16 protein-coding genes are annotated in these 16,211 nt (G+C 41.0%); 5 read left to right on the top strand and 11 right to left on the bottom strand.

Going from position 1 to position 16,211, the window contains the following annotated elements; all coding sequences use genetic code 11:
• Positions 1 to 3: 3 nt before the first annotated feature.
• The 3 genes from ADH02_RS07360 to ADH02_RS07350 all read right to left on the bottom strand — a co-directional run bounded on the left by ADH02_RS07360 (position 4) and on the right by ADH02_RS07350 (position 3,932).
• On the bottom strand, positions 4 to 2,577 hold the full coding sequence (locus ADH02_RS07360; protein ID WP_048783782.1) for a dynamin family protein: 2,574 nt from the start codon (positions 2,575 to 2,577) through the stop codon (positions 4 to 6).
• A gap of 319 nt (positions 2,578 to 2,896) precedes the next feature.
• Positions 2,897 to 3,226, bottom strand: a complete 330-nt coding sequence (locus ADH02_RS07355) for a hypothetical protein (RefSeq protein WP_048783780.1) — start codon at positions 3,224 to 3,226, stop codon at positions 2,897 to 2,899.
• Between the two features lie 139 nt (positions 3,227 to 3,365).
• Complete coding sequence (locus ADH02_RS07350; protein ID WP_048783779.1) at positions 3,366 to 3,932, bottom strand: GrpB family protein; 567 nt, start codon at positions 3,930 to 3,932, stop codon at positions 3,366 to 3,368.
• 233 nt (positions 3,933 to 4,165) lie between these two features.
• Here ADH02_RS07350 and ADH02_RS07345 point away from each other — a divergent pair, with 233 nt between their 5' ends.
• Positions 4,166 to 4,999, top strand: coding sequence for an AbaSI family restriction endonuclease (locus tag ADH02_RS07345; protein ID WP_048783777.1), 834 nt, complete (start codon positions 4,166 to 4,168; stop codon positions 4,997 to 4,999).
• Positions 5,000 to 5,057: 58 nt separating this feature from the next.
• Here ADH02_RS07345 and guaA read toward each other — a convergent pair whose 3' ends face one another.
• The 6 genes from guaA to coaA all read right to left on the bottom strand — a co-directional run bounded on the left by guaA (position 5,058) and on the right by coaA (position 10,394).
• Positions 5,058 to 6,611, bottom strand: coding sequence for a glutamine-hydrolyzing GMP synthase (guaA, locus tag ADH02_RS07340; RefSeq protein WP_048783775.1), 1,554 nt, complete (start codon positions 6,609 to 6,611; stop codon positions 5,058 to 5,060).
• 341 nt (positions 6,612 to 6,952) lie between these two features.
• On the bottom strand, positions 6,953 to 7,816 hold the full coding sequence (locus ADH02_RS07335; protein ID WP_048783773.1) for an MBL fold metallo-hydrolase: 864 nt from the start codon (positions 7,814 to 7,816) through the stop codon (positions 6,953 to 6,955).
• 39 nt (positions 7,817 to 7,855) lie between these two features.
• A complete protein-coding gene (locus ADH02_RS07330) occupies positions 7,856 to 8,359 on the bottom strand; it encodes a methyltransferase family protein (RefSeq protein WP_048783772.1) in 504 nt (167 codons plus the stop codon).
• Positions 8,360 to 8,527: 168 nt separating this feature from the next.
• A complete protein-coding gene (locus ADH02_RS07325) occupies positions 8,528 to 8,722 on the bottom strand; it encodes a helix-turn-helix transcriptional regulator (protein ID WP_048783770.1) in 195 nt (64 codons plus the stop codon).
• Positions 8,723 to 8,728: 6 nt separating this feature from the next.
• Positions 8,729 to 9,058 (bottom strand): hypothetical protein, encoded by a 330-nt coding sequence (locus ADH02_RS07320; RefSeq protein WP_048783768.1) that lies wholly within the window; start codon positions 9,056 to 9,058, stop codon positions 8,729 to 8,731.
• Positions 9,059 to 9,470: 412 nt separating this feature from the next.
• Positions 9,471 to 10,394: a type I pantothenate kinase gene (coaA, locus tag ADH02_RS07315; protein ID WP_048783766.1), complete on the bottom strand. Its 924-nt coding sequence runs from the start codon at positions 10,392 to 10,394 to the stop codon at positions 9,471 to 9,473.
• A 170-nt stretch (positions 10,395 to 10,564) separates the two neighbouring features.
• Here coaA and mvk point away from each other — a divergent pair, with 170 nt between their 5' ends.
• The 4 genes from mvk to fni are packed head-to-tail and all read left to right on the top strand — an operon-like array spanning position 10,565 to position 14,719.
• The gene (gene mvk / locus ADH02_RS07310) at positions 10,565 to 11,539 is read left to right on the top strand and encodes a mevalonate kinase (protein ID WP_160312870.1); all 975 of its coding nucleotides are present in this window, start codon (positions 10,565 to 10,567) and stop codon (positions 11,537 to 11,539) included.
• Entirely contained in the window at positions 11,536 to 12,558 is a 1,023-nt protein-coding gene (gene mvaD, locus ADH02_RS07305; RefSeq protein WP_048783762.1) for a diphosphomevalonate decarboxylase, read from the top strand. The genes mvk and mvaD overlap by 4 nt, the downstream gene beginning before the upstream one ends.
• Positions 12,559 to 12,562: 4 nt before the next feature.
• Entirely contained in the window at positions 12,563 to 13,645 is a 1,083-nt protein-coding gene (locus ADH02_RS07300) for a phosphomevalonate kinase (RefSeq protein WP_048783760.1), read from the top strand.
• A 9-nt stretch (positions 13,646 to 13,654) separates the two neighbouring features.
• Positions 13,655 to 14,719, top strand: a complete 1,065-nt coding sequence (fni, locus tag ADH02_RS07295; protein WP_048783758.1) for a type 2 isopentenyl-diphosphate Delta-isomerase — start codon at positions 13,655 to 13,657, stop codon at positions 14,717 to 14,719.
• A gap of 43 nt (positions 14,720 to 14,762) precedes the next feature.
• Here fni and ADH02_RS07290 read toward each other — a convergent pair whose 3' ends face one another.
• Both ADH02_RS07290 and ADH02_RS07285 read right to left on the bottom strand, forming a co-directional pair.
• Positions 14,763 to 14,954 (bottom strand): hypothetical protein, encoded by a 192-nt coding sequence (locus ADH02_RS07290; RefSeq protein WP_048783756.1) that lies wholly within the window; start codon positions 14,952 to 14,954, stop codon positions 14,763 to 14,765.
• Between the two features lie 12 nt (positions 14,955 to 14,966).
• On the bottom strand, positions 14,967 to 15,953 hold the full coding sequence (locus tag ADH02_RS07285; protein ID WP_414717663.1) for a YeiH family protein: 987 nt from the start codon (positions 15,951 to 15,953) through the stop codon (positions 14,967 to 14,969).
• Positions 15,954 to 16,211 lie beyond the last annotated feature (258 nt).

The following is a 16,211-nucleotide window of genomic DNA, read 5'->3' as shown; positions in this document are numbered from 1 at the left end:
ATTCTATACCCCTTCCACAACTTCCCACGACATCAGACTCTTCATTGTTTCTAATGAGTAGCGTATCAACGTTTGATTTTGTTCTAACTCGGTAAGACTCTCTGTCTCAATGCGAATTTTGTTAACCAATTCCTTTAATCCCGGATTAAATTCTGTAAGACCGGCATTAATCTCATCAAGTATCTTTCTCTCCCAGTTTTTAAATTGCATAAAACAATCATCATTCATCATTTGAGACATCTCTTTTACACTAGCTTTTATTTTGTCATTATAGATTCTAGCTAGACGACTGGTGTTTAGCTTTTCATCATCAATAATATGAATTCCAAGCAATGTACCTTTTAAGAATTTCTCTCTAACAAATACTGAATTCGCTTGTTCTTTAAAGTTATTAATGTCATAATTTTGTATTTTGGATGCAATTTCTTCACGCTGTGAATCTGTTAATGTATCTGATTCAGTTACTTTGAGAATCAGCTGGTTTTTAAAATTTCGTTCCTTTTCACGCCAATATTCATCTAAAAAAGTAGATAGTTTCTTCTGTGCATCATCGATATTGTTTTTGTAAGATTCAATCACATAGTTTATCGTTTCGCTAGAAGCTAAACGGTCGAGTGACTTCTCTTTTTCGTTCTTTTTATTCTTAGATTCTTGAACATTTTTTACATCGCTGGCAACGTCATTTACTAATGTTTTTGCAGCATCAAGAATATTCCGCTTGAACAACCCCTGAAAATTGTCTTGCCAATGTTCTCGGCTTTTATTTTTAGCTTCTTGCAGTTCTCTTTCTGTCGATTCATAATCATAATGTTCAAAAATTTCGTTACGAATATTGGTATCCACTGTCGCAAGTTCATCCTCGTCCATTGGATACTGAAGAACTTGATTAACGTATTCCGCAACAATACTCTTGGAAGCTGCTTCATTTTCTTCTTCCATTGTTTTAGCAGATTTGTCGATTTCTTGCTTTAAGAGTTGTGCTTCTGCATCTAATTGTTGTTCAAAATGGTCTCTTATTTCTTTTCTTGTCTTCTTTTTCTCTTCAATACGTGCGTTTGTCTTATCAATTACATTGCTAAGAAACGACAACGCCATCTGACACTTGTTGTATGCGGAGTGTTTACTTGCAAAAGTTTCAATTTCTTTTTCAACACAGTACAGTCCGCTATTCGAATAAATGAGATTTTCATTTTTCTGCGAATACTCAAGAGCATTTTGCTTCACTTGCGAAGGCATAATATTGTACTTATACAAAGAGAGGTAATCGATATCTTCTGGATCTGAAAATGTTAAACTTTGTGTCCTAAATTTCTTCCCATAAAATCTGTCTACAAACTCTCCATTATTTTTTCCACCTAAGCCAATAATGGATGAAACAAAGAAAATTCCATTGGCATACATCTTTTCAATCGCACGATATTCTAAAATTTCATTTATTTGTTTCTCTGTGAATCCATCTTCCGGAAGGTCCGCATCATCTGCTTTGTTAAAAATAATCATGGTGAATCGTTTATCCAATGACTCAATTGCCAAAACATTGTCACATAATTCGGCATTATCCTTTGTATCATGCGCATCATACTGAGTAATCCATAGTGGAATCCCGTTTGAAAATTCAGCCATCGCCTCATCCAACACTTTTGAATGGTCCTCGTTTGAGTTAGAGTTTGAACCCGGAGTATCAAAAATGACAAATTTATTTTGAGATGTTCCAATTACTCCATTTGGAGAGAACGGAACACTTAATGAAATAACATTGCTGATTTCAGTAACTTCTCTATCTCTTTTCTCGTAATTATTTAAGATTTCCATCGCAATACGTACCATTGCATATAACTCATATGTGCCATCGTTTGCGATTTCTTCCTTAATACTTTTGACGATTTCGGTTTCTGGATTTCCTTTTAATACTCTTATCTCTTTACCATCAATCGCTATTTCTATTCTTTCCTTTTGAAACTCGAAAGAAATTTTTGCTCTATCTAGAAACTCAGAATTTCTAATTTCATAAATTTTGGCTGTAACAGGGTCACTTCCGCTCGGTAGAATTTCCACTCCTGTTAATGCATTTATAAAAGTAGATTTCCCAGCACTATAATTTCCAAAAACACAAAGCGGAATTACATCATCCAACGCTTTTGAAACTTTATTAATTCTCTTTATCACTTTTTCGTCATCTTGCATAATCTGTTTGATTACTGGATTCACTGTCTCAAAAATCTGTTTGATGTCTTCTTTAATAAAACGTGCATTTTCAAGAATCGTATTCGAACGCATCAAGTCAATCTTTTCTTTAAATTCATCTGATTCACAAACTGATGCTATTTCCACATACTCATCCTGAGTTCCTTCAAATATTAGTTGTACCTTTTCTCTTCCTACATAGTATTCCTTAACAATAATGCTAAGAATTTCCTTAATCTTAAAAGGTAGAAAAGCTCGCTCTGAATCGGTCTCTGTCAGTCTACTTCTTTTATCACTTTGTTTGACGCCAAGCCAATCACCTGTTGTTACGTCCAATGTTTGATATGAAATCTCTTTAGTATACGGATTACTTTTAATCTTTATTTTTGTCATTCTTAGTACCTTCCAATTCTTCTTCACTATGGATAACAGTAACTGTCCCCATCTATTTATCCTCTAACTTTTATCTAGCCCCAAATTACGACCAGTTTTTTTTCACAAACTCATAACTTATTGCGAATTTATGAAGCAATTGAGTTCATTATATCATTTTCACCACTTAATTTTAAGCATTTTTTGAAAACGATTTACTTTTTGTTTATAAATAATTTATGAAGTCTTTTGAAGCACAAAAAGACCGTAAATTGATATTCCCCTTACCAAGTAAATCAGTAAGAAGCGTATCAAATTACGGTGTTCTATTATATCTATTCTACCCCTCAACCCTCTTCGGCAAGTATGGTTCGAGCTCTTTGCGTAAGGCGTCCAGCGTTAGGCCATAGGGAATGGTGATGTCATCGATTGGTTCGAGGACTTTTTCTAGCTCCGCTTCGCCCTGCGCATCTAAATAATCAACCATTTTTCTTCGAAGTGATAGCAGCTCCTGCACAACGTTCTCTTTTCCAAAGGTGATGGCTAGAGAATATGCGTTGTTGTCGATATCCTCTCTGGCCCCTGAGCGTTCTGCGATATACAGAATTTTCTCCATTAAATACATCATCTCATAAAAATCTTGCTTCTTGATTTCAATCTTTTCGTCCATGCCAACTACTCCCTTCAAATACAGACTCTCAATCCCAATAATAAAGGCTCCGGAAGTAAAATTCCAGAGCCTCTGCCATTATTTCTTTATCAAACATTATCTAACTATCCTAAGCTCTTCTTACAAATGAAAAATTTGGTTAGTATCTTTTCCCATATAAACTTTTTGCTATATTTGTATATTTTCTTATAAAATCTGTTTTTGCCTCAGTATATCCATCTCTGTCATGTTCATATTTTTTCCAAAGCGATAGTTTTAAAACCTCATATTCTTTGCCTATTTTCTTATGATCATTCAAATAATCTCTAAAATACAGTTCATCATTATCTCCGACAATTCTAATATGAAGATGGAATACTTTTTCTGCAAATCCTTGTTCTGTGTAGCCTTTGTTTAATGTAATGCGGGTTTCAGTCATATTCATACATAGCCAACCCTTGTTTATTAGAATATTTTTAACAATATCTAAATCCGCCTTGTCGTTTACTTCAACTAATACATCCACAATATTTTTCGCCCATATTCCTGATATAGCCGTGCTTCCGATGTGAGATATTCTTTTTGTGCTTTTACTCGGCAATGCTGATAATATTGATTTTCTTTCTTCTTCATACCATTTTGTCCACTCTTTATTATGTTTGACTAAAAATATCGGAAACAGTTGCCAAAGCTCTTTTAAACTCATTTGCTCGAATTTTTTATTCATATCTAACCTCTACAATTCTAATTTATATATTTACAGCATCTCATAGAAATCTTGCTTCTTGATTTCTATCTTTTCATCCATGCCGACTACTCCCTTCAAACACAGTCTCTCAATCCCAATAATAAAGGGTCCAGAACTAAAATTCCAGAGCTTAGTCCGTTTTGTCTTCTGTTTGTGATTATATTATCAAATAGGTTATAATAAATTAAATGCAAAAAATGGGAGGCTACAATATGTCAAAGAAGCTAGATGAATTAACATACTATGCAAAATTGTTAACTAAACTTCGCAATAAGAAGTATGAATTCTATGTTGTATCTAGAATAATCCACTTATTAAATGATACAGAAATCCAATTTACAACTCAACAACTCGTTAGAAAAAAAGACGGGAAAAGATATCTTATAGATTTATATTTTCCACAATTCAAAATAGCAGTTGAAATTGATGAGAGTCATCATTTATCGAATGAGGAAGCTGATAGAGCGAGAGAACGGGAAATAATTTATTATACAGATGTGGAATTCTTCAGAATTAAGTGTGATAAAAACTCCAATATTGAATCAGTACATCAAAGAATTGACGAATTAATTGATAAAATTCAACATCTTAAAAATAATAAAAAATTCAGACCTTACTCATATCAGGATGAATTTTCTGTAGATCAATGGTTGAAAGTTGGCAAATTAAGAATATCTGACGGAGCAAAATTCCGAACACATGCCGATGTATTGAGGTTATTCGGGAAAAATTTTCGTCTCCATCAAGCGGGCTCCTCTCCTCTAAATGAACAAGTACAGGTGTGGTTTCCAAAGCTGTACAAAAATAATGATTGGGATAATTCTATTTCTCCAGATGGAAAGAGTATCGAGCAAACTAGAGGTAAAAACGATATGGAAATAAAAGAAATTAAAGATTCAATTGTTTTTGCCCATCAAAAAGATGTATTAGGAAATATCTATTATTCTTTCAAAGGAATTTTTAGATGTACAAGACATACAAAAAATGAAATCTCCTACAAGAGAATCGCTACAGAAGTTATTTTCTCTGATTATGAAAACAAATAACCACCGGCTAAGCCGGTGGTTTTTATTATGCCCATCAAAAGCGATTGATTTTTCTATGTCACTCCCACTCGATCGTAGCCGGCGGTTTGCTCGTGATGTCGTAGACGACGCGGTTGACGTGGGCTACTTCGTTGACGATACGAGCGCTGATGGTTTGCAGTACTTCCCAAGGGATGCGAGCGAAGTCACTCGTCATGCCGTCGATGCTGGTTACGGCACGTATTCCAATCGTGTAGTCGTACGTTCTGCCGTCTCCCATTACCCCAACGCTGCGGATGCCTGGAAGCACCGTGAAGTATTGCCATACGTCGCGTTCAAGGCCGTTTTTTGCGATTTCTTCGCGTAAGATGGCGTCAGATTCGCGGACGATTTCGAGTTTCTCTTCCGTCACTTCCCCAAGCACACGAATTCCAAGTCCTGGTCCTGGGAATGGTTGGCGCCATACGATTGAGTCTGGCATACCAAGCGCTGTTCCTAAAGCGCGCACTTCATCTTTGAAGAGTGTATTCAGTGGTTCAATCAATTCGAATTGCATGTCCTCTGGAAGTCCCCCTACGTTATGGTGAGACTTGATGGTTTGCGCTGTTTTCGTTCCGGATTCGATGATGTCTGTATAAAGCGTTCCTTGCGCAAGGAAATCCACGTCTGTGAGTTTTGCTGCTTCGTCGTCGAATACGTACACGAACTCATTTCCGATGATCTTCCGTTTTTGTTCAGGGTCGCTCACGCCTTTTAGTTTCGATAGGAAACGTTCCTGAGCATTCACGCGAATAATATTGAGGCCAAATTTACCAGAAAGACTCTCCATTACTTGGTCGCCTTCCCCTTTACGAAGCAAGCCGTGGTCTACGAAAATACAAATCAATTGGTCGCCGATAGCTTTTTGCAAGAGAACCCCAACGACACTTGAGTCTACCCCGCCAGATAATCCAAGCAAGACTTTCTTATTGCCCACTTTTTCGCGAATTTTCGCAATTTCCATTTCAATAAAGCTGTCCATTGACCAGTCGCCTGTCGCCCCACAAATATCGAACACGAAGTTACGAAGCATGTCGTTTCCGTGAATACTGTGGCGAACTTCTGGGTGGAACTGTACGCCGTAGATGCGACGTTCTTGGTTTTCAAAAGCCGCAAATGGCGTGTGTGCATTCGAAGCCGTCACGCTAAAGCCTTCCGGAATCGCAGTAATACGGTCGCCGTGGCTCATGAGTACCTCTTCCTCTTCAGCTAACCCTTTGAAAATGCCTGAAGTCGTGTTAAAAACATCGACTTTCGCAGAACCATATTCACGAGTTGTAGACGATTCTACCTTCCCACCGAACAGATGCGTTGTCAGTTGCATCCCGTAGCAAATCCCGAGCACTGGAATTCCCAATTCAAAAATCGCAGGATCAACGGTGAAAGCATCCTCTGCATAAACGCTATGTGGTCCCCCTGAAAAAATAATCCCTTTTACGTTACCATGTGCCTTAATTTCTTCGGCGGTAATATCGTTATGTAGCAACTCGCTGAACACACCAAATTCACGAATACGGCGCGTAATCAACTGATTGTACTGACTACCGAAGTCGAGCACGATAATCTTTTCTAATGAAGTGGTTTGAGCTGTCATAAGAGGCCTCCTTAGTTTTAGTCCTTTTTTATTGTAACAGAAAATCACGAAAATTACTTTAAAAAACTGAATTTTTTGTTCGGATTTTTTAGGCTCATTTTCCGCGTCACACCAAGCTTTCATTCGGATATATAAATTAGTATATAGAGTGTACACTCACTCGTCGCGTTCTTCAAAAACATTGTTAAATCAACTTTTCTAACTGTTGACATCACGCTCAAAAATTGTGTTTTAATTTTTTGAAATGTAGCATATATGCTACAGTAGCAAATATGCTACTTTTTGATTTTTTACAAAAAAACTAGCCAATAGACGAGCTACTGGCTAGAGATTGTATTCTTTTAACATTTTTCAAGAATTACCGTTCTTGCTTTTTCCTCGGTATCGCCACTTTCATCAAACCCATCATACGGAGCTTTAGGATCTTGTACTTTCGGTTTGCGCCTCAAGGCATTGCAGATTTCATCCACATGGCGGAATGCAAATTCAAATTCATCTGTCCATCCGGTATGACCTGTAATGATTTTTAACGAAAGATTTCTCTTTCTGAGCTTTTCTTCTAGTCGTTTCAACGATACACTTTGTAATTTTCTATCTTCTGCGAGCGTGTTTAAAAACGCATAACCACCGTCTGCACCAAACCAAATCGTATCTCCGGTAAACAAATACGCATCATCGATTAAATACACTAAATGTCCCCACGTATGACCAGGTACAAGAAAGGCTTCGATTTTAATATCGTGAATATAGAAAATCTCCCCATCTTCTATCAATGTTTTGTCATTTTCGATATGCACTTGCGGAAGTTTATAGAGCCCCCAGTATACTTTGCGCCGAACTCGGCCTTCTAAGTAGTCATTCTCGACACGACCCACATAGATTTTTGCATTTTTAAATAATCCCTGGCCATCGACTTCTATCGCTCCAACGTGGTCCGTATCTTGGTGCGTAATGAGAATCTCGTTGATACTTTCTGGACGAATATCTAGCCACCTCATCTTCTCGGCAAGCCTGTCATAGTTATATCCTGCATCAATCATAATTGTGTAGCCGTCTTTGGTGTAAAAGTAAATATTGGCTACATATTCCCGGATACAACTCACTCTTTCGTCGATATGGCCCGTGTTTAGTGGTTTGAAAATTTCTTTTCCTCTAAACATAAACGACATGAACTTTTGTTGTTTTAAAGAATCTTTTTTCGCCATCGCTCTCACCTTGATTCTTTTGTCTTGGCGATTCTAAAATCAAATTTTCTTGATTGGAATCCATCGATTCACTCTTGCACAATAATCCTTATAGGCTTCTCCGTGCAGTTCGTACAGCCATTTTTCCTCAGTATTACGAATAATAACGGTTAATAGCCCCCACTGAATTGGAATCAGAAGCAATAACCACACATTATGCATGGTTAGGATACTCCCAATGCCGCAGAGCCACCACGAAAAGTAAATCGGATTGCGTGTGCGCGCATAGATTCCAGTCGTCTTGAGTTCATTGTTTTGGATGCTCGTATCAATATCTGACTTCACCACGCTAAGCCACCAGATTCTCGTCGCAACGAACATTAAGATGAATCCAATTAAATCAAACAAATCTTTGAATCCACCCTTTAACAGTCCACTCTCAAGCACAGACTTATTCAGCATCCATCCTGTCAAATTCATCGCAATTATACACGCCACGAGATACGGCCCAACACCATAAGTCGGCAATTTTTGATGTTTATCTTGATCACTTTTTAAGTACATGTCCTCACCTCATTGTTAAAGAAACCATACTACAAGCTACAATTTTTCACCTACATTTTACCACTACTATTCCGCGGTTTAAATAGGATTTTTAAGGATTTTACAAAAAAGAGATTCCCCCACAAATAGGAATCTCTCTTCATTTATTGAGTATTCAGTTATGTCTTTTTAGTCCTCTAACACAAAAATCTCTTCAACATTGAGCTGGAGTAACCTTGCAATTCTCATAGCAAGTTCAAGGGTAGGATTATATTTATCATTCTCAATGGCAATAATGGTCTGTCTGCTTACACCCAACGTTTTTGCCATATCCTCTTGTCGCAATCCTGCTGCTTTTCTTAGCTGTTTAATATTATTTTTCATATGCCATCACGCTTTCTGAAAAAAATAAACGCCAACAGCCAATAATACGATAACAGTGACAACTGCTAGAATGACTCCTTGAACAAGTTTATTTGGTTCTTTATACTCTTCATCACCAGCAATCATATTGCGTTTCATTGCGGTTTGAGCAAATCCTTGCACACTTACAGATAAGAGCAAAATTAAACAAGGAAGCATTTCAAGTTTGCCACCACCAACAAGTGCTTGATAGATATTAAATCCTGTCCATGCACATAAACCCAAAAGCGCTGTTTTATAGCCCCACGCCTCAGAACGCAACTGAATATCTCTGTCCATTTCATCCATCTTTTTCATGGCTTTGTTCCTCCAAATTTCTGTAATAATGTCAAGAGCTCTTTACATTTCAAATTATACTCTCCTACCTAAAAATGTCAAGAGAATTTTACATTTTGTTTTTAATTTTTTTGCAATAAACAAAGATGTACTCTTTCTTACGATTCCCCGTACTCTTACTAAGAATCCCGTACCGCTTCACCTACTAAAACAGGGCACATACATTGTTGTAAAAAAATAATCGATTACGAAAAATCAAGCGGATTTTATAATCGCAGTAATGGGGGATAGCAACCAATGTGAATTACTGACTTTAGGGTGAAACCCGTAGAGTCAGTTTGAAGCTTGGTAGAGATTGAGACGAAGGCTCAATCCGGTGCCCCATTACAGTGATTATAAAAAAATCCGCAAGGATTTTGAGTAATCGATGTACCTAATATTTTTTAATTTGCACAAAATCAATATGATGTCCCACTGTTTTATGTAGGATGAAGTCGGCGCGGGTTTTCGTTGGTAAGATGTATTCCTTAAGGTTCTTCAGGTTAGTCTTCTGCCACACATCTTTCGCCATCGCAATCGCGTCCGCACGATTCCCAATCGCATATTGATAGTAATAGTTATCCGGCTGTGATTTCGCACGGTCCATCAAGAGCTCAAAACGCTCCAAGTACCATTGCTCAATCAGCGTTGCATCGGCATCTACGAAAATCGACCAGTCGAAGAAATCACTCACGTAAATTTCGCGATTTGGCGGTAGTTGCAACACATTAATCCCCTCAACAATTAAGATGTCTGGAGACTCAATCGTCTGCACTTCCCCTGGCACAATATCGTAAATCTCATGCGAATACACTGGCGCATCCACGCTTGGATTTCCCGTCTTCACTTCGAGTAAGAAATGAACGAGAGCTTCCATGTCGTAACTTTCCGGGAATCCTTTACGGTCTAAGATTCCGCGGTTAATCAGTTCCTGAGTCGGTAATAAGAATCCGTCTGTGGTCATTAGGAACACACGCTTATCCGGGTAGCGTTGTTGCAGCATCGTTTGCATTAAGCGGGCGGTCGTACTCTTCCCGACGGCCACACTCCCAGAAACTCCGATAATAAACGGCACTGTTTTCTTCGTTTGATGAAGAAATTGCTGTTCCTCGCTGCGTAATTCAATATGTTTTTTAAAGTATAAATCGAAATAATCGAGCATTGGCACATACACTTCTTGCACATCCTGTAGGGAAATGCGGTCGTTTAACGATGTTAAGTGCGCTAGTTCTTCTCTCGTCATTGTGAATGGATGGGCGCCTTCGTACTGGCTCCACTCATCTCGTTTAATTTGGTAATACGTCTCGTTTTCTTTCAACGGATTCGTCTCCTTCAGCTACTGAGTCCTATTCTTGAATTGTACCACAAGTTGAACACGGTTTCTATTTCTTATAAATTTAAGTTTTTCCCATGAAATCGCCGTGTTTGTTTACGTAAGGGCGTGGATTTAGTAGAATGAAAAGTGAATATAAGGAAAGGATTTGTCGTATGAAACCACAAACAGGAACAGGCCTGGCAAACGGGAAGATTATTCTAGCCGGTGAGCATGCCGTTGTGTACCACGAACCAGCGATTGCTTTGCCAATTGACGCGGTTTACGTGAAGGCGGATATCGTCGCTGCAAAAGAAGGCCAAATGATTCAATGTGAACTTTATACAGGTAACGTAAACGAGATGCCTACTTCAATGGCAGGGCTGCAATTTGCGATTCGCGAAGCGTTCAAAGTAGCCTCTGAAAAAGAAGTGACGGCTCATACTTTTACGCTCTCGATTGAATCAACGATTCCTGCAGAACGTGGAATGGGCTCGAGTGCTGCAGTCAGCGTTGCGGTGGTGCGTGCCATTTTCGATTTCTTGAATGCGACTCTTCCTGAAGAAACCTTATGGGACATCGTTCAAGGCGCAGAAACCATTTCGCATGGAAATCCGAGCGGCGTGGACACGGCGACAACGAGCGGGACGCGTCCTGTATTTTTCCAAAAAGAACAAGAACTACAAACGCTCCACCTCGATATGCCAGCGTACCTCGTGATTGCCGATTCGGGTGTGACTGGAAATACGAAGCAAGCGGTGCATCATGTCAGCACCTTGCAAGAACGCATCATCGACCCTACTACACAAGAGACAGGTGCGGATGCGGTTCAATCGATTGGCGCTATCGTAAATGAAACGAAAGAGGCCATCGAGGAACAAAACCCTCAAAAACTAGGGCAACTGATGAGTGAAAATCATGAGCGCCTCCAACAACTCGGCGTGTCGCATGACGTCATCGATACACTCGTCGATACAGCCCATCAAAACAACGCACTTGGGGCAAAAGTCACAGGCGGCGGCCTTGGCGGATGCATGATTGCCCTCGTTGAAACCGAGGAAGACGCCCTTCATTTACAAGAACAATTCATGAAACAAGGAGCGCAGGCGGTCTGGATTCAGTCGCTGGCGAAAAAGGAGAAACCCAAATGACATCGAACATTGGAATCACGCGTGCGCATACGAATATCGCACTGATTAAATATTGGGGCAAGGAAAATAAGGAGCTCTTCATTCCGATGAATAGTAGCCTTTCTTTGACCCTCGAAGCCTTCTATACCGATACTAAAGTCGAACTCACAGACGCTTTAACAGAAGATGAATTCTATCTTAATGGCGCCAAACAAGACGAAGCGGCAACGGCCAAAATCACGCGTTTCTTAGACTTGTTCCGCGCTGAAACAGGAGATACGCGTCGTGCTCGTGTCGAGAGCTTAAACTTCGTACCAACAGCTGCAGGCCTTGCGAGCTCTGCCTCCGCCTTTGCGGCACTAGCAGGTGCGATGAACGAGGCGACAGGCCTTCAGTTGCCTGCCCAACAATTATCGACTTACGCGCGTCGTGGAAGCGGCAGTGCTACTCGTAGTCTCTTTGGCGGATTTGTCGAATGGAATAAAGGAGACTCCAACGAGAACAGTATGGCGATTCCTGTCGACGATGCGAACTTTGACATCGGGATGATTATTATCGTCGTGAGTGCGGCCGAGAAGAAAATTTCGAGTCGCGCCGGCATGGAATTGACCGTTTCTACTTCTCCATTTTACGAAGGTTGGGTCACTTCAGCGGCGACCGATTTAGCCGACATCAAAGAGGCCATCAAGGACCGCGACATTCATCGCATCGGTTCTATTGCGGAATTTAACGGCATGAAAATGCACGCTACGATGCTGGCAAGTAACCCTCCATTCTGTTATTTCGAACCGGAGAGTATTATCGCCCAACAAACGATTCGCACAATTCGAGAAGAACGAGGCATTCCTGCCTACTTCACGATGGATGCTGGGCCAAACGTCAAAGTGATTTGCAATGCGAGTGATATTCCAACGATTATGGAAGACCTTGGCAAAGTATTCCCGAGTGAAAAACTCATCCCTACGCTTCCAGGAGAAGGTATTCGTACATTGACAGAAGACGAATGGAACGCTTCTCTTGCCGCTTTTGAAGGGAAGTGAGCGCGTGACGATTACTTCAAAAGCTCCCGGTAAACTCTTTATCGCCGGAGAATATGCGGTTGTCGAACCCGGACACGGTGCCATTGTTGTAGCGGTATCGCGCTACTTAACCGTCACAATCGACGAAGCTACTAGTGTAGGAACCTTAACCTCTACGCAAAATCCAGATGTCGTTGTGGAATGGACTCGCGAGGGAGAACTATTCCGTGCAGAGGGAGAGCATCCCTATAAACTAGTCGAAGCAGCGATTCTGGTCGCGGAACAGTATGTACGCGAAGCCGGCAAAGAAACATTTGCCCTCTACTCGCTTTCGATTACAAGTGAACTCGATGACGCTAAGCGTGGTATTAAATATGGACTTGGTTCCAGTGGTGCCGTTGTAGTCGCAACGATTCAAGCCGTTCTTGATTTTTACAAGACTCCGCGCACATCTCTACTCGTCTATAAGCTGAGTGTGTTAACGAATCTCCGCTTATCCCAACGTGGATCCTTTGGAGATATCGCCGCCTCTTCTTTTGGAGGAATGGTCTATTACACAAGTCCAGACAGAAGCGATTTACTCGTAAAATTACAAAGCCAAACTATCAAAGAAATTTGTGATGCTGACTGGAAAGACCTCTTGATTGAACGTCTTCCAGAAATCCCAGACTTCACCCTCTTAGTAGGATGGACGGGACAAGTCGCGATTACCGATTCACTCATTCAAGCCACTGATAAGAAACGGAAAGTGGCAACGGATAGCGCCTTTTACAAGGAATTTCTTGTAAAGAGTCACGCCATCGTTCAAGGCCTACAAAGTGCTTGGAACAAACAAGACATACCGGCCTTACAAGAAGGCATTCGTTCTAACCGTGCACTATTAAATGAATTTGCACAAGTGATGCAGCTAGAAATCGAAACACCCGCACTCCAAGCGCTCTGCGACCTTGCAGAACAAGTCGGTGCTTGCGCAAAAACATCAGGCGCTGGTGGTGGCGACTGCGGTATTTGCTTTACACAAAACGAAACTCAACGACAACAAATCGAAAACCAATGGGCCAAGGCTCAAATTCAAGTGCTTCCGCTGACCATCGCTGAAGCCTGGTAAAGGAGATTAATGATGGATTTATTTCAACAACAAATGAATCGAAAGGACGAGCACGTAGGTCATGCGAACCAACAATACCGTGCAACGAGCGCTCCCGAGTTCGTAGAAACGCGCTTCGTGCATCATCCCTTCACGACCGTCGATGTGGCTGATGTGTCACTAAAGACAAAGCTCGCCGGACTCACCTTCGACGTTCCATTTTTCATCAACGCCATCACGGGTGGAAGTCCACTCACGACTGCGTTAAACCAACGCTTAGCCATCTTGGCTCGTGAAACAGGCATGGCAATGGCGACAGGTTCGATGAGTATCGCGATGAAATTTCCTGAAAGTGCGGAAAGTTTCAAGGTGATTCGCCAGGAAAATCCAAACGGCATCCTATTCGCGAACCTTGGTGCGCATTACGACGCCGAAGCCGCAAAACGCGCCGTCGAACTCATCGAAGCAAACGCGATTCAAATTCACGTCAACCGTGCACAAGAACTCGTGATGCCAGAAGGCGACCGCGTCTTTAGCAATTGGCTCAAAAACATCGAAGCAATCGTGAAAACAAGTGCCGTTCCCGTCATCGTCAAAGAAGTCGGATTCGGATTTAGCCGTGAAGCCATTGCGCAACTAGAGAGTATCGGAGTTGCCGCTATTGACATTAGCGGTACAGGCGGTACGAATTTCGCCAAAATCGAAAACGGCCGTCGCAAGGAAGATAAACTCGATTTCCTTGAAGACTGGGGACAAACGACCTTGACGTCGCTCATGGAAGCCCAAGGAAGCCGCACCACAATCATCGCTTCCGGCGGCGTGAAAACGCCAATGGACATGGCCAAATGCTTCGCGCTAGGAGCCAGCCTTGTCGGAATGTCTGGTGAAATGTTGCATCTCGTACGTAAAGATGACTCCCTTCTAGACGCCATCCATACGGTTCAAACATGGAAAGAGCAACTGACAACAATCTTAACGCTTGTCGGTGCTAATAGTATTTCTAGTCTCCAACAAGCCCCTATCGTGGTCGCACCAAGCATCCAAAACTGGTGTGACGCCCGCGGGATTGATTGGAAACATCTTGCACAACGTTAAACACAAAAAGAGCTTAGGCGATTGCCTAAGCTCTTTTCTATGTTTACGGGAAAAATAAGTAATGGATAATGCGCAGTACGTAGAAGAAAATTCCCACAATCAGTAAAACGACCATCGCCACATGCACATACGGTCCTACTGGTGTATTCACGAAAGCTTGTAGCACTGGAATTTTCGTATATAAGATAAAGTACAAGGCACTAATCCAAAACCCGAGTCCCAATAATCTTTTCATACGGCGTCCTTTCTATAAAACGAAGTACTGCATGATTAAGCTAGTGACAGTCACCATAAACCAAGTAGCTAAACCGGTTAAGATTGGTTTTGCCCCTGCTTCTTTGAATTGTTGGAAGGATACTTGCATACCGATACCTGCTAAAGCCATCGCCATCAACCAGTTAGATGCTAATTTTGCATACGGTACAAGGGAATTTGGGAATAATCCCACACTTGTAATGATGGAAGCGACCATGAACCAAATGATAAACATTGGCACGATATTCTTCCATTGAACGCTTTGTCCTTCTTGTTTCATGCGACGTGCTTCGACAAATGATAATACGAGACAGGCTGGAACAATCATCAACGCACGAGTAAGTTTCACGATTGTCGCGATTTCTAACGCTTCTGCACTGTAACTTGCGCCGGCTGCAACCACGCTTGATGTATCGTTAATCGCTGTCCCTGCGAAAAGTCCGAATTGCGACGCGTCCATGCCCATCATATGTCCTAAGAATGGGAATAGGAATACCGCGATGACGTTGAATAGGAAAATGGTTGAAATTGACAACGCGACTTCATCATCTTCTGCTCTAATAATCGGTGAAGCTGCCGCAATCGCAGATCCCCCGCAAATCGCAGTCCCGAAACCAACAAGAATCTTCAGTGGACGAGACAATTTGAAGAAATTTCCTACAAGTAGCGCTGTTAGAAACGCAATCGAGATGGTCACAATCGTCACTGGGAACGATGATGCACCTGTTTGGCTCACTTGCGCAAACGACATTGTAAATCCTAGCGCGATAATGGAGTAATGTAATAATTTTTTCGCTGAATAATTAATCCCCGGTCTAAAATCACTTGGGATTTTCCAAAATTGGTTTAAGGCCATCCCTAAAATAATGGCAAATACCGCACTCCCGATGACTGGGAATAGTTTATCAAGCATCACTGAGACAACCGCAATGGCAAATGTACACACCAATCCTTTTCTTTTTTCCATGAATGATGACATTTCATCAGATCCTTTCAATACTAAATCTTTACTAGTATAGCACACTCCGCCTTGATATTCGAACACAAATTGAAAAAGTGCATCATCCTTTAAAATTAACCGTGTGCAATTCGACACGGTTTACTCCAATCAAAAACCGCTTTTACGATTCGTGGAGAAATTTCCTTAAAAATGGTACAATCACGGCAAAAGCATCCAAAGAAATTCAAGACGCTTATGCTGTTGTTGATTTCTATAATTTAGATTCGGAGGAAATGA

This window comes from Streptococcus sp. 263_SSPC, assembly GCF_001071995.1.
GTDB lineage: Bacteria > Bacillota > Bacilli > Lactobacillales > Aerococcaceae > Granulicatella.
The sequence above is the reverse complement of the archived record's forward strand: the minus strand, read 5'-3'. Positions and strand labels throughout refer to the sequence as shown.